At 73.7% G+C, this 24,570-nt stretch carries 19 protein-coding genes; 9 read left to right on the forward strand and 10 right to left on the reverse strand.

The window, feature by feature from the left end; translation table 11 throughout:
• Positions 1–33: 33 nt before the first annotated feature.
• The 8 genes from fabG to ACMXN5_RS45075 are packed head-to-tail and all read right to left on the reverse strand — an operon-like array spanning position 34 to position 8,964.
• On the reverse strand, positions 34–750 hold the full coding sequence (gene fabG / locus ACMXN5_RS45040; protein ID WP_439680661.1) for a 3-oxoacyl-ACP reductase FabG: 717 nt from the start codon (positions 748–750) through the stop codon (positions 34–36).
• Positions 751–781: 31 nt separating this feature from the next.
• Positions 782–1,033 (reverse strand): acyl carrier protein, encoded by a 252-nt coding sequence (locus tag ACMXN5_RS45045; protein ID WP_439680662.1) that lies wholly within the window; start codon positions 1,031–1,033, stop codon positions 782–784.
• On the reverse strand, positions 1,030–2,094 hold the full coding sequence (locus ACMXN5_RS45050; RefSeq protein ID WP_439680664.1) for a beta-ketoacyl synthase N-terminal-like domain-containing protein: 1,065 nt from the start codon (positions 2,092–2,094) through the stop codon (positions 1,030–1,032). The genes ACMXN5_RS45045 and ACMXN5_RS45050 overlap by 4 nt, the downstream gene beginning before the upstream one ends.
• Positions 2,091–3,296: a beta-ketoacyl-[acyl-carrier-protein] synthase family protein gene (locus ACMXN5_RS45055; RefSeq protein WP_439680665.1), complete on the reverse strand. Its 1,206-nt coding sequence runs from the start codon at positions 3,294–3,296 to the stop codon at positions 2,091–2,093. Before ACMXN5_RS45055 ends, ACMXN5_RS45050 begins: the two co-directional genes overlap by 4 nt.
• Complete coding sequence (locus ACMXN5_RS45060) at positions 3,280–4,278, reverse strand: beta-ketoacyl synthase N-terminal-like domain-containing protein (protein WP_439680666.1); 999 nt, start codon at positions 4,276–4,278, stop codon at positions 3,280–3,282. The genes ACMXN5_RS45055 and ACMXN5_RS45060 overlap by 17 nt, the downstream gene beginning before the upstream one ends.
• Complete coding sequence (locus ACMXN5_RS45065; protein ID WP_439680668.1) at positions 4,278–5,456, reverse strand: beta-ketoacyl synthase N-terminal-like domain-containing protein; 1,179 nt, start codon at positions 5,454–5,456, stop codon at positions 4,278–4,280. Before ACMXN5_RS45065 ends, ACMXN5_RS45060 begins: the two co-directional genes overlap by 1 nt.
• Complete coding sequence (locus ACMXN5_RS45070) at positions 5,453–6,961, reverse strand: AMP-binding protein (RefSeq protein ID WP_439680669.1); 1,509 nt, start codon at positions 6,959–6,961, stop codon at positions 5,453–5,455. Before ACMXN5_RS45070 ends, ACMXN5_RS45065 begins: the two co-directional genes overlap by 4 nt.
• On the reverse strand, positions 6,958–8,964 hold the full coding sequence (locus tag ACMXN5_RS45075; protein WP_439680670.1) for an AMP-binding protein: 2,007 nt from the start codon (positions 8,962–8,964) through the stop codon (positions 6,958–6,960). The genes ACMXN5_RS45070 and ACMXN5_RS45075 overlap by 4 nt, the downstream gene beginning before the upstream one ends.
• Positions 8,965–9,406: 442 nt before the next feature.
• Here ACMXN5_RS45075 and ACMXN5_RS45080 point away from each other — a divergent pair, with 442 nt between their 5' ends.
• The 4 genes from ACMXN5_RS45080 to ACMXN5_RS45095 all read left to right on the forward strand — a co-directional run bounded on the left by ACMXN5_RS45080 (position 9,407) and on the right by ACMXN5_RS45095 (position 13,623).
• Entirely contained in the window at positions 9,407–9,604 is a 198-nt protein-coding gene (locus ACMXN5_RS45080) for a hypothetical protein (protein WP_380002243.1), read from the forward strand.
• 40 nt (positions 9,605–9,644) lie between these two features.
• Entirely contained in the window at positions 9,645–10,508 is an 864-nt protein-coding gene (locus ACMXN5_RS45085) for a phosphotransferase (protein ID WP_439680671.1), read from the forward strand.
• Positions 10,509–10,686: 178 nt separating this feature from the next.
• Entirely contained in the window at positions 10,687–12,843 is a 2,157-nt protein-coding gene (locus ACMXN5_RS45090) for an outer membrane protein assembly factor BamB family protein (protein WP_439680672.1), read from the forward strand.
• A 267-nt stretch (positions 12,844–13,110) separates the two neighbouring features.
• The gene (locus ACMXN5_RS45095) at positions 13,111–13,623 is read left to right on the forward strand and encodes a hypothetical protein (RefSeq protein ID WP_439680673.1); all 513 of its coding nucleotides are present in this window, start codon (positions 13,111–13,113) and stop codon (positions 13,621–13,623) included.
• A gap of 198 nt (positions 13,624–13,821) precedes the next feature.
• Here ACMXN5_RS45095 and ACMXN5_RS45100 read toward each other — a convergent pair whose 3' ends face one another.
• Positions 13,822–14,895: a hypothetical protein gene (locus tag ACMXN5_RS45100; protein ID WP_439680674.1), complete on the reverse strand. Its 1,074-nt coding sequence runs from the start codon at positions 14,893–14,895 to the stop codon at positions 13,822–13,824.
• Between the two features lie 263 nt (positions 14,896–15,158).
• On the opposite strand from ACMXN5_RS45100, the gene ACMXN5_RS45105 reads away from it, so the two are divergent.
• Positions 15,159–15,596 carry a hypothetical protein gene (locus tag ACMXN5_RS45105; protein ID WP_439680675.1) on the forward strand — a complete coding sequence of 146 codons (438 nt, stop codon included), beginning with the start codon at positions 15,159–15,161 and terminating at the stop codon, positions 15,594–15,596.
• A 128-nt stretch (positions 15,597–15,724) separates the two neighbouring features.
• Positions 15,725–16,414, forward strand: coding sequence for a 2-phosphosulfolactate phosphatase (locus tag ACMXN5_RS45110; RefSeq protein ID WP_439681421.1), 690 nt, complete (start codon positions 15,725–15,727; stop codon positions 16,412–16,414).
• A gap of 66 nt (positions 16,415–16,480) precedes the next feature.
• On the opposite strand, the gene argG is transcribed toward ACMXN5_RS45110, so the two are convergent.
• Positions 16,481–17,929: an argininosuccinate synthase gene (argG, locus tag ACMXN5_RS45115; protein ID WP_439680676.1), complete on the reverse strand. Its 1,449-nt coding sequence runs from the start codon at positions 17,927–17,929 to the stop codon at positions 16,481–16,483.
• 130 nt (positions 17,930–18,059) lie between these two features.
• Between argG and ACMXN5_RS45120 the strand changes: the two genes are divergently transcribed.
• From ACMXN5_RS45120 to ACMXN5_RS45130, 3 genes are all read left to right on the forward strand, one after another.
• A complete protein-coding gene (locus ACMXN5_RS45120; RefSeq protein WP_439680677.1) occupies positions 18,060–18,494 on the forward strand; it encodes a VOC family protein in 435 nt (144 codons plus the stop codon).
• Between the two features lie 190 nt (positions 18,495–18,684).
• On the forward strand, positions 18,685–20,379 hold the full coding sequence (locus ACMXN5_RS45125) for a class I adenylate-forming enzyme family protein (protein ID WP_439680678.1): 1,695 nt from the start codon (positions 18,685–18,687) through the stop codon (positions 20,377–20,379).
• Positions 20,334–24,410, forward strand: a complete 4,077-nt coding sequence (locus ACMXN5_RS45130; RefSeq protein ID WP_439680679.1) for an SDR family NAD(P)-dependent oxidoreductase — start codon at positions 20,334–20,336, stop codon at positions 24,408–24,410. The genes ACMXN5_RS45125 and ACMXN5_RS45130 overlap by 46 nt, the downstream gene beginning before the upstream one ends.
• The last annotated feature ends 160 nt before the right edge of the window (positions 24,411–24,570 follow it).

Here is a 24,570-nt window from a genome sequence, read left to right on the forward strand (position 1 = left end):
ACTTGCCGGGTTGTCCGGGGGTCGGGTGGGCGGTCACAGGATCAACCCGCCGTCCACCCCGATCACTTGGCCGTTGATGTAGCGGGCCCGGTCCGAGGCCAGGAACGAGACCAGGTCGGCGACCTCCTCGGGGGTGCCCGGGCGGCGCAGCGGGATGCGGTCGACGATGGATGCCCGTGCCGCGTGCGGCAGTTCGGCGGTCAGGTCGGTGTCGATCAGGCCGGGGGCGACCACGTTGGAGCGCACGCCGAAGCGGCCGAGTTCCCGGGCCAGCGAGGTGGTGAAGCCGACGATGCCCGCCTTGGACGCGGCGTAGTTGCTCTGTCCGGCGCTGCCGTGCGCGGCGGCGACCGAGGACAGGGTGAGGATGCAGCCGCCGCCGTGCCGCATCAGCGCGAGGGCGGCGGCGCGGCAGACGTGGTAGGTGCCGTCCAGGTTGGTGCGGATCACCTCGCCCCAGTCGTCGTCGGACATCCGTACCAGCGGCCCGTCGCGCACCACACCGGCACACGTGACCAGGGTCGACAGCGGTCCCAGGCGCGCCTCGGCGACGGCGACGAGCGCGCGCGCCTCGTGCGGGTCGGCGACGTCGGCCCGGTGGGCCACGACGGTGGCGCCGGTCGCGCCGGCCTCGGCGACGACCTTCGCCGCCGCGTCCGGCCGGGATCGGTAGCAGAAGGCGACGTCGAAGCCGTCCTCGGCCAGCCGGTGCACCACGGCCCGGCCGATGCCGCGGGATCCGCCGGTCACGACCGCGACCGGTCGGGAGGTGTGCGCCACGTCAGGCCGCCCCGAGCCGGGCCGACAGGACCGTGTGTACGGCGTTCACGGAGGTGAGTTCGGCGAATTCGGCCTCGGCGAGCCGGACCCCGTAGCGCTTTTCCAACTGCACCACGAGTTCCATGGTGGTGAGCGAGTCGATGCCCAGGTCGACGGCGAACTCGCTGTCATAGGCCAGCATTTCGTCGCCGAGTTCGAGTTCCTCGACGAAGAAGTCGCGCAGTTCCTCGCGGGTGGGTGCGGGCTTGGTCATGGTCGGTGTCCCTTCGTGGTGGTCGATGTGGTGGTCGATGTCGTGGGAGTGTCGAGTGGTGACGGGTGGCGCCCGGGGTCGCCGGCGGGGGTGATCACGGTGATGGACAGGTGGCCGTGGGCGGAGGCGGCGACGATCGCGGTGCGTTCGGTACGGTCGCCGGGTGCGGCGAGTCGGCCGACGACGCGGCGTACCGGCGTGAGGCAACCGCCGCCGTTCGCCGCGGGTATGGCGGTGATCTCGCTGTCCGGGGCGTGTTCGGGCAACCCGGCGGCGACGGCCGCGCCGATCGCCGAGTCGTCGAGCACGGCGTCGATGCGGCACGGCGGCGGGCCGTCGTGGGCGAGTTGCTCCCACAGCGCGGCCAGTACGGTCCGCACGCGGTCGGGGCCGGGCACGAACGCGCTGTGCGTCGCGCAGTATCCGTGCACGGTCGTGCCGCCGACCGGTGCGTCCTCGGGTTCGCAGACGAGGATCGCGGCGCCGATGTCGGTCGGGGCGTGGGCGGTTCGGGTGCCGGATTGTTGTGCGGGCGCGGGTGGTTCCTCCACCGCGCCGGCCAGGACGACCGACGCGCGGCCGGCGGCGAGTGCGCGTGCGGCGCTCTGGAGTGCGTCCAGTCCCGCCACGGCCGGTGAGTTGGTGGTCAGGTCGAAGCCGCGCAGTCGGTGCTCGGGCGCCAGACGGGCGGCGAACATGCTCATCGCCATGTACGGGACGCGGGCGGGGGACAGTTCGGCGGCGCCGAGGTCGATGATCGTGCGGTCGAACTCCTCGATCAGCGCCGCCCCGGCGTTGTTGGTTCCCACCATCGCCGCCCTGCGGTCCGCGGGCACCTCGGTGAACCACGGCCCGGTGTCGATCACCGCAGCCCGGGCGGCGGCGAGCAGATGGAGGCAACCGGCGGGCAACCGGCGATAGCCGCGTCCGGGCAGGGCGTCCGCGACCCGGAACCACCCCGACTCCGGGACGGGTCGTGGCCCGAGCGCCCGATCGGGCCGGTCCACACCGGGCGCGATCATCCCCAGTCCGGTGACGCGCATCCGCGCCGGGCCGGTCATGTCGGCCCGCCCGGTCCGGTGAGCGCGAAGGAGGAGTTGTTGCCGCCGAAGGCACACGTGTTCACCAATACGGCCGGCCGGTCGAGCCGCAGCGGGCCCTCCCGGGGAAGCCACACGTCGCAGTCCGGGTCCTGCTCCAGTGGGGCGTTCGCGGGAATCCGCGCCCGGGACACCAGCAACGCGGCGGTCAGGCACGCGAAGATCCCGGCCGCGGAGGAGGTGTGCCCGATCATCGCCTTGAGCGCGAACAGCGGGAGGCGGTCCGTGTGCCGGCCGAATACCCGCCGCAGCGCGCGGCTTTCCACCGCGTCGTTGAGCGGGGTGCCGGTGGCGTGCGGCAGGACACAGCCCACCCGGTCCGGACGCAGACCCGCGTCGGCCAGGGCCTCGCGCATCGCGCGCACGAGTTGCGCCGCGTCCGGGTCGGGCGCGGTCGGGTGCCGGGCGTCGCAACTCCACGCCACCCCGGCGAGTTCGGCGTACGCGCGGGCCCCGCGTCGGTGTGCGTGGGCCGCCGATTCGAGCACGACCATCGCGGCGCCGTCGCCGAACATGGTGCCGGCCCGGTCCCGGGCGAAGGGACGGCAGCGGTGCGGGTCGGCGGCGCCGAGCCGGTCGAAGCCGCCCATGCCGACCCGGGTGACCCCGTCCGCGGCGCCGACCAGGACCACCGACGCCTCCCCCGAGCGGATCAGGTCCGAGGCGATGCCGAGCGCGTAGCCGCCCGCCGAACAGGCGTTGCCCACCGAGATGTTGCCCCGCTGCGAGCCGATGGCCGTACCCACGGCGGCGCCGGCGACCGCGAGCGGCGTCCAGCGCGGCCGGCCGGCCCCGTCGGCGCCGCGCCGCTCCTCCTGCACGCTCGCGTTGCCCATCTCGGAGCCCGTCACCACGGCCACGTCGGCCCGGTCGGGCCCGGCGATCCCGGCGTCGTCGAGCGCTTCGAGCGCGGCCGCCACCGCCATCCGAGGCACCGCGCCGAGCGGGACACCGGCATGCCGGCGCGGGTGCTCGGGGACGGCCGCGCCCGGTACCCGGTACATCCGGGTCGCCCGCATGTTCAGGTGCGGCAGGTCGACCTCGCGGGGCACGGCGCCGCCGGCGAGCAGCGCGTCCCAATACCGGCCGACGCCGGCGCCCAGGCACGAGACGGCGCCGAGGCCGGTCAGCACGGGCCGGCGCTCGTCAGACCTCGGAGCCATGCCGATCACCTCCCGCGCGACCCGATTCCGGGCGGGTGAGCAGTACGGCCGCCACCCCGCCGGGATCGCCCTCGCCCGGCGTACCGGCGTGGTCGTCGCCCGCGACGGCCGGCACCGCGTCGTCCGCCGACCGGTCGAACCGGGCCAGCGCGGCCGCGCATTGCAGCACACCCAGCGCGCCGGAGCAGCGGCCGAGCCGGGCGGTCAGGTCGAGCCCCCCGGGTCCGGACGCCACCCACAGTCCGAGCGGGCCGTCGTACGCCTTCGTCGCCTCCCGGACCGCGTCGGCACGATCGGCTGCCCGGCCGTACCCGGTGATCGCCGCACGCGGTCGTACACCCCGGGCGCGGGCGTGTTCGGGCTTCTCGACGATCAGACAGGCCGCGCCGTCCAGCCATGATCGGGCGCCGTGTTCGCGGTGCAGTCGGGCCACCGGGGCGGTGTCGGGTTCGACGCCGACCACGACGGCGGCCTCGGCGCGGCCGGCGGCGAGCAGCGCCGCGGCCCAGAACACCGCGTCCAGGCCGCCGGTGGTGCCGCTGCACAGGGTGATGTCGGGTCCGCGCAGGCCGTGTTCGAGGGCCACCCAGCCGGCGGTGACGTTGCTCGACATGTGCGGGACCCGGATCGGGCTCAGGCCGATCACGGTCTCCGCGGCGATGGTGTCGGTGAAGTCGCAGACGGTGTCGAGGTTGCCGAAGTTGCTGCTGACGACGACGGCGGTGGCCGCCGGGTCGGGGAGCGCCGCGCCGGCGAGGGCTCTGCGGACCGCGTGCAGGGCCAGGCGGGAGGCGCGGTCCTTGTGCCGCATTCCCGGACCGGCGCGCCCGGCGTCCGGATCGCGCTCGGCGCCGGTTGCGATCGGCTCCAGCAGGTCGTATTCGTCACGCAGACCGGAGACCGCGAGTCCGCAGCCGGTGATCACGGGGAGCGGGTCGCCGGGCACCACGGCCGCTTGCCCTCGTGGCGCGCCGCCGGACATCACGACGCCTTCCCCACGACGGCGACCGCGTTGATCCCGCCGAGGCCGATCGCGTGGATCTGGGCGGTGGTGAAATCGCCGAGCGCCGGCTCGCCCGCGACCAGGCGCAGGTCCCGGGCCTCGGGGATCGGCCGGTGCAGGTCGGTGATCGGTGGGATCACCCCCGATTGCATCGCCAGTACCGCGACGACCAGGCTCATCAGGCCGGAGCCGCCGCAGGTGTGGCCGAGGCCGGACTTGATCGAGGTGACCGCCGGGCCGGGCCGGACCCGGCCGAACACCTCGCTCAGGACCCGGGATTCGACCACGTCGTTGTGATGGGTACCGCTGCCGTGCACGACGACCAGGTCGACGTCCTCGGGCCGGATCGCGGCCCGCCGGTGGGCCTCGCGCACGGCCGAGGTCACGCTCGCCGGGTCGGGCACCGTCGGATGGGTGGCGTCGCAGTTCATCGCGACGGCGCGGACCCGGGCGTGCGCCGGTCGGTGGTGGGTACCGGCGCGGCGTACGACGACGGCCACCGCGCCCTCGCCCATGACCATGCCCCGGCGATCACGATCGAACGGGCGCACCGACTGCGGCGCCGGGTGCTGCACGCGGTCGAGGCCGTCGAAGGCGCTCTCGGTGAGGGAGTCGGTGCCGGCCACCACGACGGTCTCGGCCGCGCCGAGCGCGATCAGGTCGGTGGCCATGCCCAGGGCGTACAGGGACGCGGCGCACGCGCTCGCCACGGTGTGGGTCCGGACGGTGCCGAACGCGTCCCGCAACACCCGGGCGAAGTGCAGGTCGGCCGGCTGGAGTTCGCTGCCGTCGCGCCACCACAGCTCCGCCGAGCGCAACTCGCGCAGGGTCGTGCCGACGAGCACCGGGATGTCCGCGATCCCGCCGGCTCGGGTGCCGTCCGCATCCCCGTCCGCGTGGGCCGCATCGGCCAGTCCCGCGTCCGCGAGCGCCGCGGCGACCGCCGCGCGCAACCAGCGGCTCGCCCGGCCGGGCTCGTCGCGGCCCGGCACGGCACGATCGTCGATCTCGTACGCGTTCCGCACCCGGAACGCGGAGCGGTCGAAGGCGCGCAACGGAGCGACCCCGCTCTCGCCACGACACAGTGCCCCGTGGATTGCCCGCGGTTCGTCCCCCAGGCAGGACACCGCGCCCATGCCGACGATGTCCCAGGTCATCGCGCCTCCTCGGGGGTGCGCAGCCGAAAGCGGGCGAGTTTCCCGGTGGAGGTGGTCGGGAGCGCGTCGACCGCTTCGATGCGCGAGGGGCGCCGGTGCGGCGGCAACCCGTCGCGGATGGCGCGCAGGGCACTCCGGCGCACCACCTCCGGCTGCGCGCCGCGTCGCAACACGACGTAGGCGATGGCTTGTTGCAGGCCGGCCACGTCCCGGTCGGCGACGACCGCGCAGTCGACGATGCCGTCGATCGCCTTCAGCAGCGCCTCGATCTCCGCCGGCGCGACCTTGTGGCCGCCGATGTTGAGCAGGTCGTCCGTACGGCACACGTGCCGGAAGTCCCCGTCGGGCGTGCGGTACACGATGTCCCCCGGGTAGACGCCGCCGTCGGTGAACGTGCCCGCTTGGGCCTCGGGTCGATCGATGTAGCCGAGCGCGGCGGACGCGGACACGATGTGCAGCCGGCCGTGGGTCCCGGTCGGCACCGGTCGCCCGTGTTCGTCTCGGACGGTCGCCGTCACGCCCGACACCGGGTCGCCGGTGGAGCCGCACGGCGGGGCGTCGGGCGGGGTGGCCAGCACGATGTGCAGGACCTCGGTCGCGCCGAAGCCGTTGACCAGCGGGAATCCGAAGCCCTCGGTCGCGCGGCGGGCGAGGTCGGCGGGCAGGTGCTCGCCGGCGGCGACCGCGAGGCGGACGGAGGAGGTGTCCGGCGCCGCCCCCCGCGTGGCGACCGCGCTCAGCAGGGATTCGTACACCCTCGGCACGGCGCACAACACGGTCGGCCGGTGCCGGTGGATCGCCGTGATCACGGTGAACGCGTCCACCGGACCGGCGAGCAGCGCCGAGCAGGCGCCCGCCGCGAGCGGGAACAGCAGCGAGTTGCCGAAGCCGTAGCCGAAGGAGAGCTTCGCGGTGGACAGCACGGTGTCCGCCCCGGTCAGCCCGAGCACGCCGCCGAAGCCGGTCAGCACGGCGCGAATCCCGCCCATGGAGTGCCGCACGCCACGCGGGCGACCGGTGCTGCCCGAGGTGTACTGCACCAGTACCTCGGAGCCCTCCGCGAATGCCGCAGGGGAGCCGGGGTCGACGAACTCGTGTGCCCGGCTGCGGAGTTCGCGGCCTTCGTGCCGGAAGGCGACGGAGCCCAGGGCCGCCGACAGTGCGTCGCGCCGTTCGCGCGGGAGGTCGAGGTCCGCGTATTCGGCGGCGCAGTCCCGGGCGATGAACGCGAGTTCGGCGTCGCGGAGCATCGGGCTGAGCACGACCGGCACACATCCGTGCCACCACAGGCCCAGGACGGCCACGACCGCATCCGCAGTGTCGTCGGAGACCACCAGCGCACGGGCTCCCGGGCGGATCCCGGCGGTGGCCAGTGCGCCGGCGTATTCGTTCGCCGCCTCGGCCAGTTCGGTATAGGTCATGGTGCCGGTGCGGTCGACGAGGCTTGGGCGGTCGCCCCGGCCGGCGGCGATGTGGCGCAGCAGGAGCAGGTCGACGGGGTTCATCGCGAGGCTCCCCGGTCGGTGCGCGGGTCGGCGTCGGCGACGGTGCAGTGCTCGACGCCGTGTCGTCGCAGGGCGGCGAGCACGTCGGTCAGGCAGTCCAGTTCGGCCGCTTCCTCGACGGGGAACCGCACCCGGAAGGCGCGTTCGACGCGCGCGACGAACTCGGTCTTGCGGAGCGAGTCCATCTCCAGGTGCGCGTGGAACGCCGCATCGGGAGCGATGAGTTCGGGCTCCGCCTCCAGGACGGCGGCGGCGATCGCGCGCACGGTCGCCTCGGCGGTGGTGGGATGGGGCATGGATTCCTCCTGCGGGGGACCGTGCGGTGGCCGGTCGGCAGCCGGCGGCTGCGGCGCGCGGGTCGGATGGTCGGCCAAGTCACGGTATTTCGCGCGTAGTTGACGTTTGAGCACTTTCCCGGTCACGCCGACGGGCAGGTCCGTGTCGTCGGTCGCGATGTCCAGGACGGCCAGGTCGGGTTGGCCGGCGGCGGCAAGCGCGGTGTTGGCGCGGGCGAGCAGCACCGCGGGGTCCGCGCCGTCCTCGCGCAGCCGGACCACCGCCACCGGTACGCTCGCGCCGCGCTCGCCGCCCGCCACCACGGCGCAGTCGGCCGCCTCGGGCAGGGCGAGCAGGATCACCTCCTCCATCAGGACCGAGTGGCCCGGCAGTTCGGAGGTGTGGATGGTGTCGACGACCCGATCGACGTGGAAGTAGTGGTTCTCCGCGGTGCGGCGCACCAGGTCCCCGGAGAGGAACCAGCCGCCGAGGAAGCTGCGATGGTAGGTGTCCGAGTCGTTCCAATAGCCGGTGGTCACCGATTCGCCGCGGACACCGAGCAGGCCCACCTCGCCCACGTCCGCATGGCTGCCGTCCGCTCGCAGGACGGCCACCTTCATCGCCGAGCCGGGCCTGCCGAGGTGGCGCGGGGACGACGGCGTGTCGGGTGTCGTGGAGCGACGCAGCGCCGCCCAGCCCAGTTCGGACGAGCCGAGGATGTCGTTGAAGACCGAGCCCGCTACCGCGTTGCCGGCGACCGTGCGCCCGCCCATCCGGACCAGGCGCCGCACGTGCGCCTCGTGCGCGGAGTCGCCCACGTTCACCCAGTCCCTCACGGAGGCGAAGTCCGCCGGATCCGGCTCCGAGACGGCGAGTTCGGCCAGCGTGTGGTTGAAGGCGAAGATCGTCGTCGGGCGGTGTGCGGCGGCGGCGCGGGCCAGACCGGCCGCGCTGCGATCGGCGGAGGCGACCATCGGCAGACCGGCCGCCAGCGCGAAGGAGGTGATCGCGATCGCGGCCCCGTGGCTGAGCGGGGCCGCGCACAGCAGCAGCGAATCGTCGGGTTCGGGCTGGTTGGCGAGCCGGAACCGGGTGCCCGCGACGCTCTGTCGGTGGGTCCAGGTGACCAGCTTGGGCCGGCCGGTGGTACCCGACGAATGGCACAGGAACACCGGGTCGTTGTCGCCGTGCCGGAACCTCGCCCCGTCCGGCAGGTCGGAGTCGCCGGGCCCGGGTACGTCCGCGCGAGTGAACGTCCAGCGCAGTCCGGGCAGTTCCCGGTGCCGACCGGCGAGGAGTTCCAGGTGCGCGGGGTCGGTGTACAGGCCGACCGGGTCGGCGCGATCCAGCAGACCGAGCGCGAGTTCGGGCGGCATCCGGCCGTTGACGACGACCGCGATCGCGCCGATCCGGGCCAGGGCGGCAAGGTGTACGTGGTCCTCGAAGGAGTCGTCGAGGTAGACGGCGACCCGATCGCGCGGTCGTACACCCCGGTCGAGGTAGTGGCACGCCCATGCCTCGGCGAGGGCGTCGAGTGCGGCGATGCCGAACTCCCGCCGGGGTGTTCCGTCGCCGACCACGAGCGGCGGATCCGAGACGAGCAGGGGTGCGTCGGGGGCCCGGCTGTGCTCCAGCGCGATGCGCCAGAGGTTGCCACCCCCGAGGCGGGGGTCCCGGGCCAGGGCGATACGGGCCGGTCGTGGGAGCAGGGTGTGTCGGGCGGACAACAAGGGGATCCCCGATTCGCGGTGGGAGGACGGGAAGCCCGCACGCACGCCGACGGGGCGGCGGTGCGGGAACGGGTCCCATGCACGCACGGTGTGCGGCCGGGGGCAACGGGTTGCGCCGGTGGAGCGGGGGGTTGAGCAACATTCACCGCATGTGGGGGAGCGGCATTTTGTTCGCGCAATCCAGCCGATTGCCACGGCGGTTCACCGGCGCGTGTGATGGACGGGTCGGCGCACGCCGGTGGGGACCGGCCCGGACGGACCACGACACGACCCGGCCACGAGACGCGGTCCGCATCACGATCGGCGGAAGAATCCTCGATTTCCGGTTCCGTAGCGTGAAGACCTGTTACAGAATGCAAGGCGTCGCCCGTTCGCCCGCCCGGCGACACGGGGAAGACGAAGAAGCCGGAACCCGATACCGGAAGGAACGCAACCCCCGATGACACCGCTGATCCTCGGCCGCCGCGCCGCACCCCCGGCCCGCGCGGCGGGTCCGCTGCCCGAGCACCACTACGACGACGCCGTCTGCGCGAACGTCGTGCCCGACGGCCGACTCCTGATCCACGTGGTCGACGCGCGCACGATCGCCGCCTACACCCAGACCCAGGAACCCCTCGGGTGGAAGAAGGACGACTGACCCGCCCCGGGTCACCGGCCGCGAGAACGAGGACGTCACCGTGGACCCGCTGTTGGCCGCCGCCGTCGAGGCCCTGGGCGTCACCGAACCCCCCGCGCCACTGAGCCCCCACCACACACACGCCTGGCGCACCGCCGACTGGAAGATCCGCACCGCCGACGACCCGACCGCCGCGGCGGCGCTGCTCCACGAGGCGCGGGCCGTACGCCTGCTGTCGGAGGCGGAACTCACCGCCCACACAGGCGCGTACGCCCGAGTCGGCACCGGTGCGTGGACCGCCCTCGCCTGGAGCCCGGGTACCACGTTGTGGGAGTGGTGCGCCGCCCACCGCGACGATCCGGCGCACGCGGCCCCCCGGCTGCGCCGGATCGCGGACCGCGCGTTCGCCCTCCTGCGCCGCTGGCACGCGGCCGGCTGGCGCCACGGAGACCTGCACCCGGGCAACGTGCTGATCGGCGGCCCCGACGACGACGTCGAGTTCATCGACTTCGAGCTGACCCACCACCGCGAACTGCTGCCGCTGCCGGGCCCCTACCGGGGCGGTGGCGACCAGGCCACCGCCCCCGAGATCGCCCGCCTGCTGCTGACCACCGCGGCGGACGTCGATCTCGAACTCACGGACGCCGCCGAGGTCTACAGCCTCGGCGCCACGCTGCGCTGGGCGTGGACCGGAGCCGGCCCCGCGACCCCGCGCTTCGTCGGGCCGGGCGTCACGCCCACCGACGTCCTGGAGGACATCGTCGGCGGCCGGCGCCGGGTGCCGCTGACCGAGACGCGACCGTGGGCCGACCGCCGGCTCGAAGCGCTCATCGAGGACACCATGGCCCTCGACCCGTGCACCCGCTCGCGCACCGCGTCGCACCGGATCGCGGAACCCGGCGGGGCCGGCCCCTCGCGGCGGTGAAGGCCGTGTGCCGAATCGCCCGGCCCTCGTCCGCCATGTCGACGTAAATCGGGCGGCCGATCCCACCCGGCCCGCTCCGTACTTGCGTCTTTCCGTCAAGCCCTCTTACGGTCGCGTCGGCGGCCGGCCGGGTGATCGGGGTGCGGCCGGTTCGCGGCGACGGGGGAGGTGGGGCCGGGTGGTGGTGCGGGTTCTGGACGAGCGTTACGAGCTGGTGCGGTTCGTGGGCCGGGGCGGGATGGGGGAGGTGTGGGAGGGGCAGGACCGCAGAATCGGCCGGCGGGTGGCCGTCAAGCTGCTCCCGCACGGCAGCGGCGACGCGTCCGCGACGGCGCTGTTCCTGCGTGAGGTCCGCACAGCGGGAGCGCTCGACCACCCGGGCGTGGTCACGGTGTTCGACGTGGGGCACGACACGGCGGACGATTCGCTGTTCATGGTGATGGAGTTCGTCCAGGGCCGGGACCTGGCCGCGGTGTTGCGCGAGGACGGTGTACCGACGGTCGCCGACACGGTCGACTGGACGGGACAGACCACGGCGGCACTGGGCCGCGCGCATGCGGCGGGGATCGTGCATCGCGACCTGAAGCCGGCGAACCTCATGCGCACGGAGGAGGGGCGGATCAAGGTCCTGGACTTCGGGATCGCCCGGTTCATGGAGTCCACGAACCACTCCAGCAACGTCATGGGCACCCTCGCCTACATGCCTCCCGAGCGGTTCGACGAACACCCCGGCGACGCCCGCTCCGACCTGTACTCCCTCGGCTGCGTACTGTACGAACTGCTGACCGGCAACGTGCCGTTCGAGGCCACGGGTCCGGTCGGCATGATGAACGCGCACCTGCTCACGACCCCCGTCCGCCCCGGCGAACAGCGCCCCGGGATCCCACCCGCGCTCGATCGGCTCGTGCTGGATCTGCTCGCCAAGAATCCCGCCGAGCGGCCGGCCTCCGCCGAGGAGGTCGGGGAGCGCCTGCGGACCGCCATCGCTCCTGTGCAGGTGCCTGCGATGCCGGCGGCGCCGCCGGTGCCGGGACCGTGGCATGCGCACGGTGGTGGGAGCGCGGCGCCCGTCGCACCCGGCCCGGCGGCGCGGCCCCCGATCCGGGACGGCGTGGCCGACGAGCCCACCCGCGCCGCGCCCGTCGCCGACCCGGGCCGGCCCGCGGTGGGACACGGGATGCCCGATGCCGTCGGGGTCGCGTCGCCTGCGCCGGCCGTCGGGCGCCGTCGGTTCCTCTGGTTGGCCGCGGGTGCGGTGGTGACCGCCGGCGGCATCACCACCGCCGTCCTGCTCGACGACGACGGCGACGACACCTCGAAGCCGCCCGCCTCCACCTCCACCGGCGGCGGTACGCCCGGGGCTGCTCGTACCTGGCGCCTCACCACCGGCGGCTGGGTCCACTCGTCGCCCGCCGTCGCCGACGGGGTGGTGTACGTCGGGAGCTGGGACAACCGGCTGTACGCCTTGGAGGCGGCCACCGGGGCGAAGAAGTGGGTCTTCCCCACCATCGGCGGGATCACCTCGTCGCCCGCGGTGGCGGGCGGGGTGGTGTACGTCGGCAGCTCGGACGACAGCGTCTACGCCGTGGACGCGGCGACCGGCCTGAAGAAGTGGCGGTTCCCCACCGGCGGCAAGGTCGCCTCGTCGCCCGTGGTGGCCGACGGCTTCGTGTACGTCGGCAGCGAGGACCAGCACGTCTACGCCCTGAACGCGGTCACCGGGAAGATGAAGTGGTCGTACCCCATGGGCCACGTCTACACCTGGCCCGCGGTGGCCGACGGCGTGGTGTACGTCGGCAGCAACGACCAGAACCTGTATGCCATCGACGCCGCCACCGGCGCCAAGAAATGGGCCTTCCCGGCCGCCGGCGGCGTCAACGCGCCGCCCACGGTGGCCGGTGGGGTGGTGTACGTCGGCAGTGAGGACGCGAACGTATACGCCATCGACGCGGCGACCGGTGCCAAGAAGTGGTCGTACCTCACCGGCGGCAAGGTGGACTCGTCCCCCGCGGTGGCCGGCGGGGTGGTCTACGTCGGCAGCGACGACAAGAACGTGCACGCCATCGACGCGGCGACCGGCACGAAGAAGTGGTCCTACGCCACCGACGACAAGATCGACTCGTCTCCCGAGGTGGTCGGCGGGGTGGTCTACTTCGGCAGCCGGGACAAGAAGGTATACGCCCTGGACGCGGCCACCGCGAGCCGGAAATGGGCGTATTCGACCGGCGGCGAGGTCAGGTCCTCGCCGGCGGTGGTCGGCGGAGTGGTGTACATCGGCAGCGGCGACGGAAACGTGTACGCCATCGACGCCGCCACCGGAGCGGGCCCGGCCTGACACGACTACCGCGCCTGCCGGGACGGGCACCGCGTTCGAACACCGGGCCGAATCGCGAGTGCGACTCGGGCCCGTCGAGGTCGGTGGTGAAGTCGGCGTCGGGTGGCCGGGTTTCGGTTCCGGGTGCGGGCTTCGTGGTCGGCGGGGTGACTCCGGTACGACTGAGTGATTGTCGTTGCGGGTACACGCCGTCGACCGGCCGCCGGGGGCGAGTCCGGTCCGGTACGGGCGAGGTCCGGCCGATTTTTCACCTGAAGGGAGACAGTCGTGACGTTCGCATCCGACCCCGAATCGCCGACCCCGACACCGGCCCGCCACGAACCCGTCGCGCCCACGGCGCACTTCGAGACATGGGCGCCGCCGCCCGCGCCGCCCGCACTGCCGCCGCGAAACACCTCGCGGACCAACCGGCCGAGGCGGGATCCGACTCCGCGACAGCCCGTCCCGACGCCCGGGCACCCCATGCAGGACACCCGGGGGTCGGCGGTGGGGGCACCCGGCGTGGCGGTCGAGGATGCGTTTCCCGAACCCGTGCAGGGGCCGCCGGCGGACGCGGCGGAGCGGCTGTTGCGGCTGGTGGCGACCCATCGGTCGGTTCCCGACGTCGCCCGGATGGTGGCGATCCTGAGGGACTACTCGGAGGCCGCCGCCGACGACGCGTTGCGCGAAGCGGCGATGACGCGGCCGGTGCGCGATCTGGTACTGCTGGCCGATCTGCTGAGGGACCCCGACCGCACCGTGCAGACCCAGCGCCCCGGCACGGATCCCGAACGTCGCTGACCCGTCGGTGGGTTGCCGGCCGGAAATCGCGACGGGGCGTCGTTGCGGCCGGCGCCGGCGGAGTGAACGCGGATGCCCGCCACGACCGGACTCGAACCGGCCGTGACGGGCATCGGGGCGTCGGGGGGGTGCGGGTGACCCGGTGACCCGGTGACCCGGGCGGCCCGGGCGACCGGGCGGCCCGGATGGTCTGCGGGGTCAGCCGAGCATGCGGGTGGTGCTCGGTGGGCGGTTCTCCAGCATCGTGGCCTCCCACGGCTCGAAGGCGACCGGCTGCTTGGGCTGTCGGGAGTTCGGCAGGTCGATCTGTCGGGCGAGGAACGCCGCCGCGCACAGGGTGGTGATCGAGCCCGCGCCCAGGGCGATCAGGCCCGATGTGTCGAGCCATGCGGCGGTGTGCCGTCCGGCGGTCAGCTGCGGTACGACGGCGGTGGCGATGGTGGCGCATCCCGCCGCCAGGGCCGCCAGACGCGCGTTCCGGCCGGCGCGTACGGAGGTCAGTCCGGCCAGGAACAGGCAGGTCAGCGCCACTGCGGCCAACCACGCGGCGGTGTACGGAGGCGTGCGGAAGGTCGCGGGAATCGCGCTGCCCAACGCCACCCCGGAGACCGCCAGACCCGCCGCCGTGACCCACCGCAGGCCCGCCCCTCCGGCCGCGGCCGAGCGCCGCGGCGCGGATTCGGGCGCGAACGTGGCGGTGCCGCCCGGTGCGTGCGGGTCGGACTCCGTGGTGGGCCCTCCGTCCTGCGCGGCGTAGGTGGGGTTCCGCAACAGATCCGTCAGCAGTACCAGATCGCTTACCGGCCGCGTCATTGCCGCTTCCCGCAACGCGTCGTCGGCGGCCGTTCCCGAACCGTCGTCCAGGATCGTGATCATCCGGGCGAGATCCGGGACCGACCGATGCGTGGCCGCGATGCGGAGCAGCTTGTCCGCCGGCTCGTTGTAGACCCTTTGCGGGTGGCCGGACGGTTCCTCGATCGGGGCGCTCGGTGCGGGGTGCGCGACGAGCGGCGCGGCGGGTTCCGCGACCGCGACCGGGGCCGGAGCCGGCGCCGGCGCGGAGGCGGGCCACGTGGGTGCCGGATCCTCCGGGTCGACCTGCGGGCGATTCTCCGGACGAGCCTCCGGGCGGGACGGAGGTTCGGTGGGTCGCGGCGGTGTGGCCGGGGTGCCGGGCGGGGTGGCCCACGTCCCGAAACGCCCGGTGGGCGCGGCAGGTTCGTGATGGGTCGGTGTCGGCGTCGGCGATTCGGGATCGAATGGAAACATCACGAACTCTCCCTGAACATGGAACCGGCGGAGCACGCCCGTACCGGACACGTCCCGGTGCCGGGCAACGGCGTGTACCCGCACCGGCGCCCGTTCAGACGCACGGCCCGCCGCCTCGAACCCCCGTGCGATCGGCGCACCCTCGACGGGACCGACCCCAGCGCACCCGCAGGCGGAAGCGCCGGGAAGTCCCTCTCTTTTCCCGATACGGGGCGGATAGCTTGCCGAGGCTCGTCAAGTGCCCGTCCCGTTCCGGAGGTTGTGCCATGTCGTACCCGCCCGTCGACCCGCGTCGCGGCAGCCTGTCCCGGCGTCCCCCGCGGCACCGCTCGGGCGTCACCACGGTCGCGGGTACGCTCTGCATCCTGTACGGACTGATCGTGGGCGGCGCCGGCGCGGCCGGGTTGGTCTGGGGGATCAGCGCCTTCGCCGACTGGGGGTGGGTGGCCCTGTTCGGCCCGTTCGTCCTGGCGCTGGGCGTGGGTCTGGCGCGCAACGGATGGAAGCTGCTCGCGGGTGGCCTCGACGCGGATTCCCGGTTGACCCGGCTGCTCATGGTGCCCACGACCCTGTCCGGTATCGCGATCGGCAGCATGGTGGCCCAGGCCGATTTGTCCACGGGTTCGGCGCAGCACCAACTGGCGGGTTTCATCACGGCCTTCGTACTGTCCGTCGTGACGATCGTGCTGGTCGAGGCGGGGTAGAGCGCGTCGGCGGGCGAGCGGAGGCTTTCGAGCCCGCATGCCGCATCGAATTCCTCACCGGCCTGAACTGACCCCCACCACCGCCCCGGGCATGGTGGTGTCGGGTGGGAGTGCACGATCATGTTCGGATGGATGTTCGGTTTCTCGGCATTGGTGATCTGGGTGAAGTCCCGTCCGTGGCGGTCGTGGTCGACGTGATGCGTGCCTTTACCGTGGCCGGCTGGGTCTTTGCCCGGGGGGCGGATCGGATCGTTCTCGCGGAGTCGCCGGCCGAGGCTCTGGCGCTGAAGGCGCGGCATCCGGATTGGGTGGCGATCAAGGATGGTCCGCCCGCACCCGGCTTCGACTTCGTCAATTCGCCGGGGTTGCTGCGATCGGTCGACCTCGGTGGGCGGACCGTTGTGCAAAAGACCACGGCGGGGACGGTCGGTGCTCTCGCGGTCAAGGACGCGTCGTTGGTGTTGTGCGCCGGGTTCGTGGTGGCGGAGGCGACTGCTCGGCTCCTGCGGGTGCGCGGGAGCGACGGTGTCACGTTCGTGGTCACCGGTGAGGATGGGCGGGCCGATGAGGACTTGGCGTGTGCCCAGTACATAGCTCGCAGAGCCGTCGGGGCCGATACGGATGCCGGCGGGTTTCTCCGCCGTGCCGGTGCGTCGCGCGCCGCCGCCGAGCTCACGGAGGGCGTGCGTCGAGGAGTTCATCCCGATGACGTCGCACTGTGTCTCGAACTCGACCGGTTCCCCTTCGCCATGGTGGCGGCCCTGGAGGACTCGCTCATGGTTCTGCGTCCCCGTGCGATGGGAGACCGGGCGTCGTAGGTTGCGCGCCGAGTGGGCCCGCCCCTGGAATTCGTCGTTCGGGGGCGGGCCCTTGGGCGGGGTGGGTCAGTCGGTGCCGAGTTCCATGGCTGCTCGGTCGAGGAGTTGGTCGTCGTCGGATACCTCGCCGCGGGAGGCGATGGCTTCCGCGCCGCCTTCCGGCATGTCTTCGATCAGGGCGGTCGGCGGGGCCTGGAGGGCGCCGATGAGGGCGGGGTGGGTGGTGCCGACGATGCCGAGGCCGGCGTACTGCTCCAGCTTGGCGCGCGAGTCGGCGATGTCGAGGTTGCGCATGGTCAGCTGGCCGATCCGGTCCACCGGGCCGAACGCCGAGTCTTCGGTGCGCTCCATCGACAACTTGTCCGGGTGGTAGCTGAAGGCGGGCCCGGTGGTGTTCAGGATCGAGTAGTCCTCGCCGCGCCGAAGCCGCAGGGTCACCTCGCCCGTCACCGCGGAGCCGACCCAGCGCTGCAGCGCCTCGCGGATCATCAGCGCCTGCGGGTCCAGCCACCGGCCCTCGTACATCAGCCGGCCCAGCCGACGGCCCTCGAACTGGTAGTGCGCGAGGGTGTCCTCGTTGTGGATGGCGTTGACGAGGCGCTCGTACGCGATGTGCAGCAGCGCCATGCCGGGCGCCTCGTAGATGCCGCGGCTCTTCGCCTCGATGATCCGGTTCTCGATCTGGTCCGACATGCCCAGGCCGTGCCGGCCGCCGGTGGCGTTGGCCTCCATGACCAGGTCAACGGCGGAGGCGAACCGCTTGCCGTTGATGCTGACGGGGCGGCCCTGGTCGAACCCGATCGTGACGTCTTCGGGGGCGATCTCCACGGTCGGGTCCCAGAACCGCACGCCCATGATCGGCTCGACGGTCTCGACGCCGGTGTCCAGGTGTTCGAGCGTCTTGGCCTCGTGGGTGGCGCCCCAGATGTTGGCATCCGTCGAGTAGGCCTTCTCGGCGCTGTCGCGGTAGGGCAGCCCGTGGGCCACCAGCCACTCCGACATCTCCTTGCGGCCGCCCAGCTCGGTGACGAAGTCGGCGTCGAGCCACGGCTTGTAGATGCGCAGGTGCGGGTTCGCGAGCAGACCGTAGCGGTAGAACCGCTCGATGTCGTTGCCCTTGAACGTCGACCCGTCGCCCCAGATCTGGACGTCGTCCTCCAGCATCGCCCGCACCAGCAGGGTGCCGGTCACGGCGCGGCCGAGCGGGGTGGTGTTGAAGTAGGCGCGCCCGCCGGAGCGGATGTGGAACGCGCCGCAGGCGAGTGCGGCCAGGCCCTCCTCGACCAGCGCCGCCCGGCAGTCGACCAGGCGGGCGATCTCCGCGCCGTAGGTCCGCGCGCGGCCGGGCACCGAGGCGATGTCGGGCTCGTCGTACTGGCCGATATCGGCGGTGTAGGTGCACGGGACGGCACCCTTGTCGCGCATCCACGCGACGGCGACGGACGTGTCGAGGCCGCCGGAGAAGGCGATACCGACGCGTTCGCCGGTGGGCAGGGAGGTGAGAACCTTGGACATGGGAAAGATATACAGGATCCCGCATGACTATGCAATTCGGTCTCGTGATGCGTACGCGCGGCCGGGTCGCCCGGGTGCGCCGGCGGCACCCGCAGGGCCGGTATTCGGGGGCCGTCGCTACGGTGGAGCGATGTCATCGATCAAGAAGTTCCAAGTCACCTTCGACTGCGCGGACCCCGAGCGCGTTGCCCGTTTCTGGTGCGAGGTGTTGGGGTACGTCGTACCGCCGCCGCCGGAGGGGTTCGACACCTGGGACGACTACACGCGCTCGTTGCCGCCCGAGCGCCAGGGTGCGGGGTTCGCCTGCCTGGATCCCACGGGCGAGGGCCCGCGCCTGTACTTCCAGCGGGTTCCCGAAGGCAAGGTCGTCAAGAACCGGGTGCATCTCGACGTGCGGGTCGGCACCGGGCTCGTCGGTGAGGAGCGCCTTGCCGCGCTCCAGGCCGAGCGGGTGCGACTGGAGGCGCTCGGCGCGGTATGCGAGCGGGTCCTGCTCGCCGACGAGTTCAACGAGTCGTGCATCGGGATGCAGGACATCGAGGGCAACGAGTTCTGTATCGACTGAGCCTGATCGAGGTGGTGCGCAGGGTTCCTTGTTCCGTCCCTCTGGGTCGGAACGGGGGACCCGCCCGCCTCGATGCGCCGGGGTGCGGGGGAGGGCCTGCCGGCGGGCCCGATGTGGGTTTGTTCGGTGTCGGGAGGGAACTCCGTGGAGCGTGTCGTCGTTTTCGGCGGCGGATCGTCTCCGGGAGGTCATGCGGGTGGTGGTTGCGCACGCCGACATCGTCCGGCCGCTGCCCGAGTTGCTGGGGCGACATGCCCGGCGCTCGGGGGACAAGGTCTGGTTTCGGGACCGCCGCACACGGGTCACCTACCGGGAGTCGGAACGCCGGACCGCGCGGCTGGCCGGTCATCTTGCGGGGCTCGGCGTGGAGCGTGGCGACCGGGTGGCGGTGCTGCTCGGGAATCGGGTCGAGGCGGTCGAGAGCCTGCTTGCCGTCACCCGGGCGAGTGGTGTGGGTGTGCCCCTGGATCCCGGGAACTCGGACCGGGAACTGGCCCGTTCGCTGGCGGACAGCGGGGCGCGGGTGGTGCTCGTCACCGATGTCGCCTGCCTGACGCGGCGGCGAGCGGAGCCGGTGTGCTCCGGGCTGACGTTCGTGGTGGCCGACGGTGGCGCCGAGGACTCGGGTGACTTGGGTGGCTCGGGTGACGGCTCGGCCTGGCCGGCGGATGCGGCCCTGCGGTACGAGGAGTTGGTGGGCACCGAGCCGCCCACGCCGGCTCGGGACGATCTCGCGCTGGACGAAGTGGCCTGGTTGCTCTACACGTCGGGCTCCTCCGGTGTACCCAAGGGCGTCCTGCTGACCCAGCGCAACCGCCTCGCGCCGATCGCGGCGGGCCTGGTCGGCGTCCTGGGGCTGTCCGAACACGACCACGTGCTCTGGCCGTTGCCGCTCCACCACGCGATGAGCCAGGTGGTGTGCTTCCTCGGGGTGACCGCGGTAGGGGCGAGCGCGACGGTGCTGCCCCGGTTCTCGGTGGCGGGAGTACTCGGCGAACTGCGCCGCGAGCACGCCGCGTTCACCCTGCTCGGCGGGGTGTCGACCACCCATTCGGCCCTGCTCGACGCGGTCCGGGGCGAGGCCGGCGGCGGGCTCGGCGCCCCGACGCTGCGGGGCTGTGTCAGCGGTGGAGCCGCGGCAGTGCCCGGCTTCCGCGAGTCGTTCGAGGCGGTCTGCGGTGTTCCGTATCTGGAGCACTACGGCAGCACGGAGGCCGGTCCGGTCACGATGCCCGCGCCGGGCGAGGCGACGGGCCCCGGGGCGAGTGTCCGGGTGCTGCCCGACATCCGGGTCCGGGTCGGCGGCGGGCCCGACGGCCGGGAGGTGGGCGAAGGGGAGTTGTGGGTCAACGGGCCCGGCGTGATGGTCGGCTACCACGGCAGGCCGGACGCCACCGCCGAGGTATTGCGCGACGGCTGGTACCGCACCGGCGACCTGGCCAGGATCGACGCCCTCGGCGGACTGGCCGTCACCGGCCGGGCGAGCGACCTGATCGTCCGAGGCGGAGTGAACATCCATCCCTCGGAAGTGGAGGCCGTACTACGGCGGTTGCCCGGCGTGGCGGACGCCGCCGTGGCCGGCCGCGCGGAACTGTCCGCTGGCAAAGTGCCCGTCGACCTGTTCGAGGTGGCGGGCCTGCCCCGAACCGCGTCAGGCAAGACCCTGCGGCGCGACCTCGCCGGCCTGCCGGCCCGCGCACTGGACACGCCGGCCGCCGGGACGCCGGCGCGAGACCTGACCGCACTGGTGCGCGGCGAGGTGGCGGCCCTGCTCGGCCGTACGCCACGAACGGTCGAGCCGGGCCCACCTCGGTGGTGGTTTCCGGCGACGAGGCCGCGGTGGGGGAGGTCGCCGCGTACTTCCGCGAGCGGGGTCGCCCGGTGACGCCGCTGCGGGTCGGCCACGCCTTCCATTCCGCGCGGATGGAGCCGATGTTGACCGAGTTCGCCGACGTGGTTCGGCAACTGTCCTTCGCCGCACCGCGGTTGCCGCTGATCAGCGCCGTGGCGGGTCGGGCGGCCACCGATGAGGAACTGTGCACGCCGGAGTTCTGGGTCGACCATGTCCGCCGCCCGGTCCGCTTCGCCGATTCGGTGGCGTATCTGGGTGAGCGGGGCGCGGCGCACTACGTCGAACTCGGGCCGGACGCGGTGCTCACGGGCCTGGTACACGATTGCCTCGCCGCGTCCGGAACGGCTTCGGCGGACTCGGCGCCGCAGGTCCTGGCGACACTGCGCGGGGCGCGGCTTGAGGCGGACGCGCTGCTCGACACGTTGGGTGCGCTGTACGCCCATGGCGCGCCCGTCGACTGGGCGGCCGTGTTCGCCGGGCGCGGTGGGCGACGCGTCGGGTTGCCGACGTACGCCTTCCAGCGTCGCCGGTATTGGCTGGAGCCCGAGCCCGAGCCGGTGCCGGCGCCCGGGGGCGGCCATGTGTTCCTGCGGTCGGGCACCCGCACGGCCGACGACGACGGGGTGTTGCTGAGTGGGGTGTTGTCGGTGCGCGAGCAGCCGTGGCTCGCCGACCACGTCGTGGGCGGGGAGGTGCTGCTCCCGGCCGCCGCCTTCGTCGAAATGGCCCTCCACGCCGGTGGGTTGGTGGGCGCGGATGTCCTGGACGAGCTGGTCCTGACTACGCCGCCGGCGCTGCCGTCGGACGGCGGCGTCGCGGTACAGGTGCGGGTGGCGGGGGTCGACGACGCGGGGCGGCGGTCGGTGTTGTTCCACTTCCGGCCGGACACGCCGGCGGGCGATCGGCCGTGGCTGCGGAACGCCGCCGGCACGCTTTCGTCGGTGGAGCGGGCTGCGGCCGACGGCGCGCCCACGCCGCACGCGTCCTGGCCACCGGAGGGGGCCACGCCGCTGTATGACGACGGCCCGCAGGCCGGACCGTACGAGCGGTTGGCCACCGGCGGGCTGCACTACGGCCCCGCCTTCCGGGGCATGCGCGCCGCGTGGAAGCGCGGCGACGAGCTGTACGTCGACGTCGCCCTGCCCGAAGCGGCCCGCGCCTCCGCGTCGGACGGGCCGGGGTTCGTCCTGCATCCCGCACTGCTCGACGCGGCGCTGCATGCCCTGGCGCTGGACGGTCTCGTCACCGACGATGCCGGATCGGGTGGTTCCTCGGCCGGCGGCCTGTCGCTGCCGTTCGCCTTCGGCGGAGTGCGCGTACACGCCACCCGCGTACGGCGGTTGCGGGTACGGATGGCTCCCGGGGCCGACGGGCGGACCACCGTGGAGCTGAGCGACGAGCGCGGCGCGCCGGTGGCGACGGTGCGGTCGCTGACGCTGCGCCCCCTTCCGCGCACCGGGGCGACGACGCCGGTCACCGTCGCCCTGCATCGGATGGACTGGGTGCCGTCGGTCGAGCCGCCCACATGTGCGGGGACGCTGCGTTGGGGGGTCCTGGGCGCGGCCGGTACACCGCCGGTGGACGCCCTCGCGCCGCCGGGTTCCGGCGTCCCGGTGTTCGCCGACCCGGGGGCGTGCGACGCGTCGTCGGCCGTCGTCGTGGCGGTGTGCCCGCCGTCCGGCATGACCCGGGCCGCGCACGAGATGTTGCGTACGGCGGACTGGGCGCTGACGCTCGTGCGGGAGTGGCTCGCACAACCGCACCTGGCCCGCACCCGTCTGGTGCTCGTGACGTGCGACGCCGTCGACCCGGCCGACGAGGGTGTCCACGCGGACCGCGACGACGCCCGTCCCGGCGCGGCGGCGGCCGTGGCGTCGCACGCCCCGGTGTGGGGCCTGGTCCGGTCCGCGCTGCGGGAACACCCGGGGCGCTTCGCCCTGATCGACGTGGGCGACCACTCCGACTCCCACGCCGCGCTGCCCGCGCTCCTGGCCGGCTCGGAGCCGGAGGCGGCCGTCCGCCGAGGCACGGTCTACGTGCCGAAGCTGGTGCCACTGGTCGAGGCGGCGCCGAAACGGCGGCCCCTCGACCCGGACGGCACGGTCCTGGTCACCGGCGGCACCGGCTCGCTGGGCATGCTGGTGGCGCGGCACCTGGTCACCGCGCACGGCGTCCGGCATCTGCTGCTCGCCGGCCGACGCGGGCCGGACGCTCCCGGGGCCCGGGAACTCGTCGCGGAACTGCGCGAGGCGGGCGCCCGGGTGGCCGTCCACGCCTGTGACGTCGCGGACCGGACCGCGCCGGCCGCGCTGCTCGACGCGGTACCGGAGGCCCACCCGCTGACCGGCGTCGTGCACACCGCCGGCGTGCTGGACGACGGCGTCGTCACGGCGCTCACCACCGACCGGCTGCGGCGGGTGTTGCGGCCCAAGGCGGACGCCGCGCTGGCCCTGCACGACCTCACCCGGGGACACGACCCGGCCGTGTTCGTGCTGTTCTCCTCCGTGGCGGGCACCTTCGGCTCCGCCGGCCAGGCCAACTACGCCGCGGCCAACTGCGTGTCGGATGCGCTGGCACGAGACCGCGCACGGCTCGGACTGCCTGGTACGTCGATCGCCTGGGGTCCGTGGCGGCAGCACGACGGCATGATGGCGCACCTCGGCGACGCGGATCGACTGCGGATGTTCCGCTCCGGTTTCGCCCCGCTCGGGCCGGCGGAGGGCCTGGCCCTCTTCGACGCCGCCGTGGCCGGGGATGAACCCGTCGTGGTGGCGGCCCGCTTCGCCCCGTCCGCCGGTCGCGACGACTCGGCGGCGACCCGGCTCCCCGCCGCCCCCGCCGCCGAGCGGGCCGGGACGCTGCTCGCGCGGGTCCGCACCCTGGCGGCGCGCGTCCTGGGCCACCGGGACGCCGTGGACGAGGTCGACGAGGACACCCGGCTGGCGGACCTCGGGCTGGACTCGCTCGCCGCGGTCGAGTTGCGCAACGAACTCGCGGCCGGGACCGAGCTGGTCCTGCCCTCCACGCTGCTGTTCGACTTCCCGACGCCCCGCGCGCTCGCGGCCGAATTGACCCGGCGGTACGCCGCCGAGGCACCTCCGGAGGGTGCCGCCGCCGCAGGTTCCCCGGGTCGCCTCGCCGACAAGGGCACGGGTCCGCCGCCGGTCGCCGGCCCGCGCTCCCCCGACGTACCACCGCCCGCAGGGGGAGCGCCGGACTCCCTGGGCGCGCTCCTGCGTACCGCCTGCGCCCAGGGACAGGACTGGGACGGCATGGCGCTGCTGACCATCGCCGCGCGCCTGCGTCCGGTCTTCGACCGGGCCGGGACGCGCGGCGCGACGCACCATCCCATCCCGCTCGCGACGGGCGGCGCGGGCGCCCCGCTCGTCTGCGTCCCCGCGCTCAGCGCGCTGTCCGGACCGCAGGAGTACGCGCGCCTCGGCGTCGCGCTGCGCGGGTTGCGGCCGGTTTCCGCGGTGCGGCACCCGGGGTTCGAGGCCCGGGAGGCCCTACCCGCCACGCTGGACGCCCTCGTCACCGCCCAGGCCGCCGCCGTCCGCGCGGCCGCCGCCGCGGCTGGCGGCCCGGCGGTACTGCTGGGACGGTCGGCCGGCGGCTGGGTGGCCCATGCCGTGGCCGAGCGCCTGGAGTCCGAGGGGGCCGCCCCGACGGCCGTCGTCCTGGTGGACACCTATCCCCCCGTGCACGGCGACCGGGCTCGGGCGTTCCCCGCGATGGCAATCGGACATGTTGCGCCAAGCGGCGGAGTTCGCCGCCTCCGACCCCGCCCGGCTCACCGCCATGGCCCGGTACTTCGAACTCTTCGCCGACTGGACCCCCACCCCTCTCGCCTGCCCCACCCTGTACGTACGCGCCGAACACCCACTGCCCCACACCGACCCGCCCCCGCAGTGGAGCCTGCCGCACACCGAAGTCACCGTCCCCGGCGACCACTTCACGCTCGTGGACCAACACGCCCACACCACCGCCCAAGCCATTCACACCCGCCTCACCGGCCAAGCCTGAGAAGCCCGACAGCAGCACACGAGCAAGGCGGCCCGTAGCGCGGCGGGCGGTGGCCCGTCCGAGCGGCGGGGCCGGGGTGGGGGCGCAACGCGCCGGCACGGGGGCGGGGTGGGGCAGGCGCGGCGCGGCGCGCGGCGCGGGCACAGGGCGAAAGCCGAGGCAGGTGCGAGGCAGAGGCGGGGTCGGTGGCGCCGGCGG

This window comes from Embleya australiensis (assembly GCF_051903075.1).
GTDB lineage: Bacteria > Actinomycetota > Actinomycetes > Streptomycetales > Streptomycetaceae > Embleya.

Coding starts and splice junctions, on each gene's coding strand:
- ACMXN5_RS45055 (WP_439680665.1), bottom strand. CDS start 3,296: ATGGCTCCGAGGTCTGACGAGCGCCGGCCCGTGCTGACCGGCCTCGGC.
- ACMXN5_RS45065 (WP_439680668.1), bottom strand. CDS start 5,456: ATGACCTGGGACATCGTCGGCATGGGCGCGGTGTCCTGCCTGGGGGAC.
- ACMXN5_RS45080 (WP_380002243.1), top strand. CDS start 9,407: ATGACACCGCTGATCCTCGGCCGCCGCGCCGCACCCCCGGCCCGCGCG.
- ACMXN5_RS45060 (WP_439680666.1), bottom strand. CDS start 4,278: ATGTCCGGCGGCGCGCCACGAGGGCAAGCGGCCGTGGTGCCCGGCGAC.
- ACMXN5_RS45105 (WP_439680675.1), top strand. CDS start 15,159: ATGTCGTACCCGCCCGTCGACCCGCGTCGCGGCAGCCTGTCCCGGCGT.
- ACMXN5_RS45045 (WP_439680662.1), bottom strand. CDS start 1,033: ATGACCAAGCCCGCACCCACCCGCGAGGAACTGCGCGACTTCTTCGTC.
- ACMXN5_RS45110 (WP_439681421.1), top strand. CDS start 15,725: ATGGATGTTCGGTTTCTCGGCATTGGTGATCTGGGTGAAGTCCCGTCC.
- ACMXN5_RS45070 (WP_439680669.1), bottom strand. CDS start 6,961: ATGAACCCCGTCGACCTGCTCCTGCTGCGCCACATCGCCGCCGGCCGG.
- ACMXN5_RS45125 (WP_439680678.1), top strand. CDS start 18,685: ATGCGGGTGGTGGTTGCGCACGCCGACATCGTCCGGCCGCTGCCCGAG.
- ACMXN5_RS45050 (WP_439680664.1), bottom strand. CDS start 2,094: ATGACCGGCCCGGCGCGGATGCGCGTCACCGGACTGGGGATGATCGCG.
- argG (WP_439680676.1), bottom strand. CDS start 17,929: ATGTCCAAGGTTCTCACCTCCCTGCCCACCGGCGAACGCGTCGGTATC.
- ACMXN5_RS45120 (WP_439680677.1), top strand. CDS start 18,060: ATGTCATCGATCAAGAAGTTCCAAGTCACCTTCGACTGCGCGGACCCC.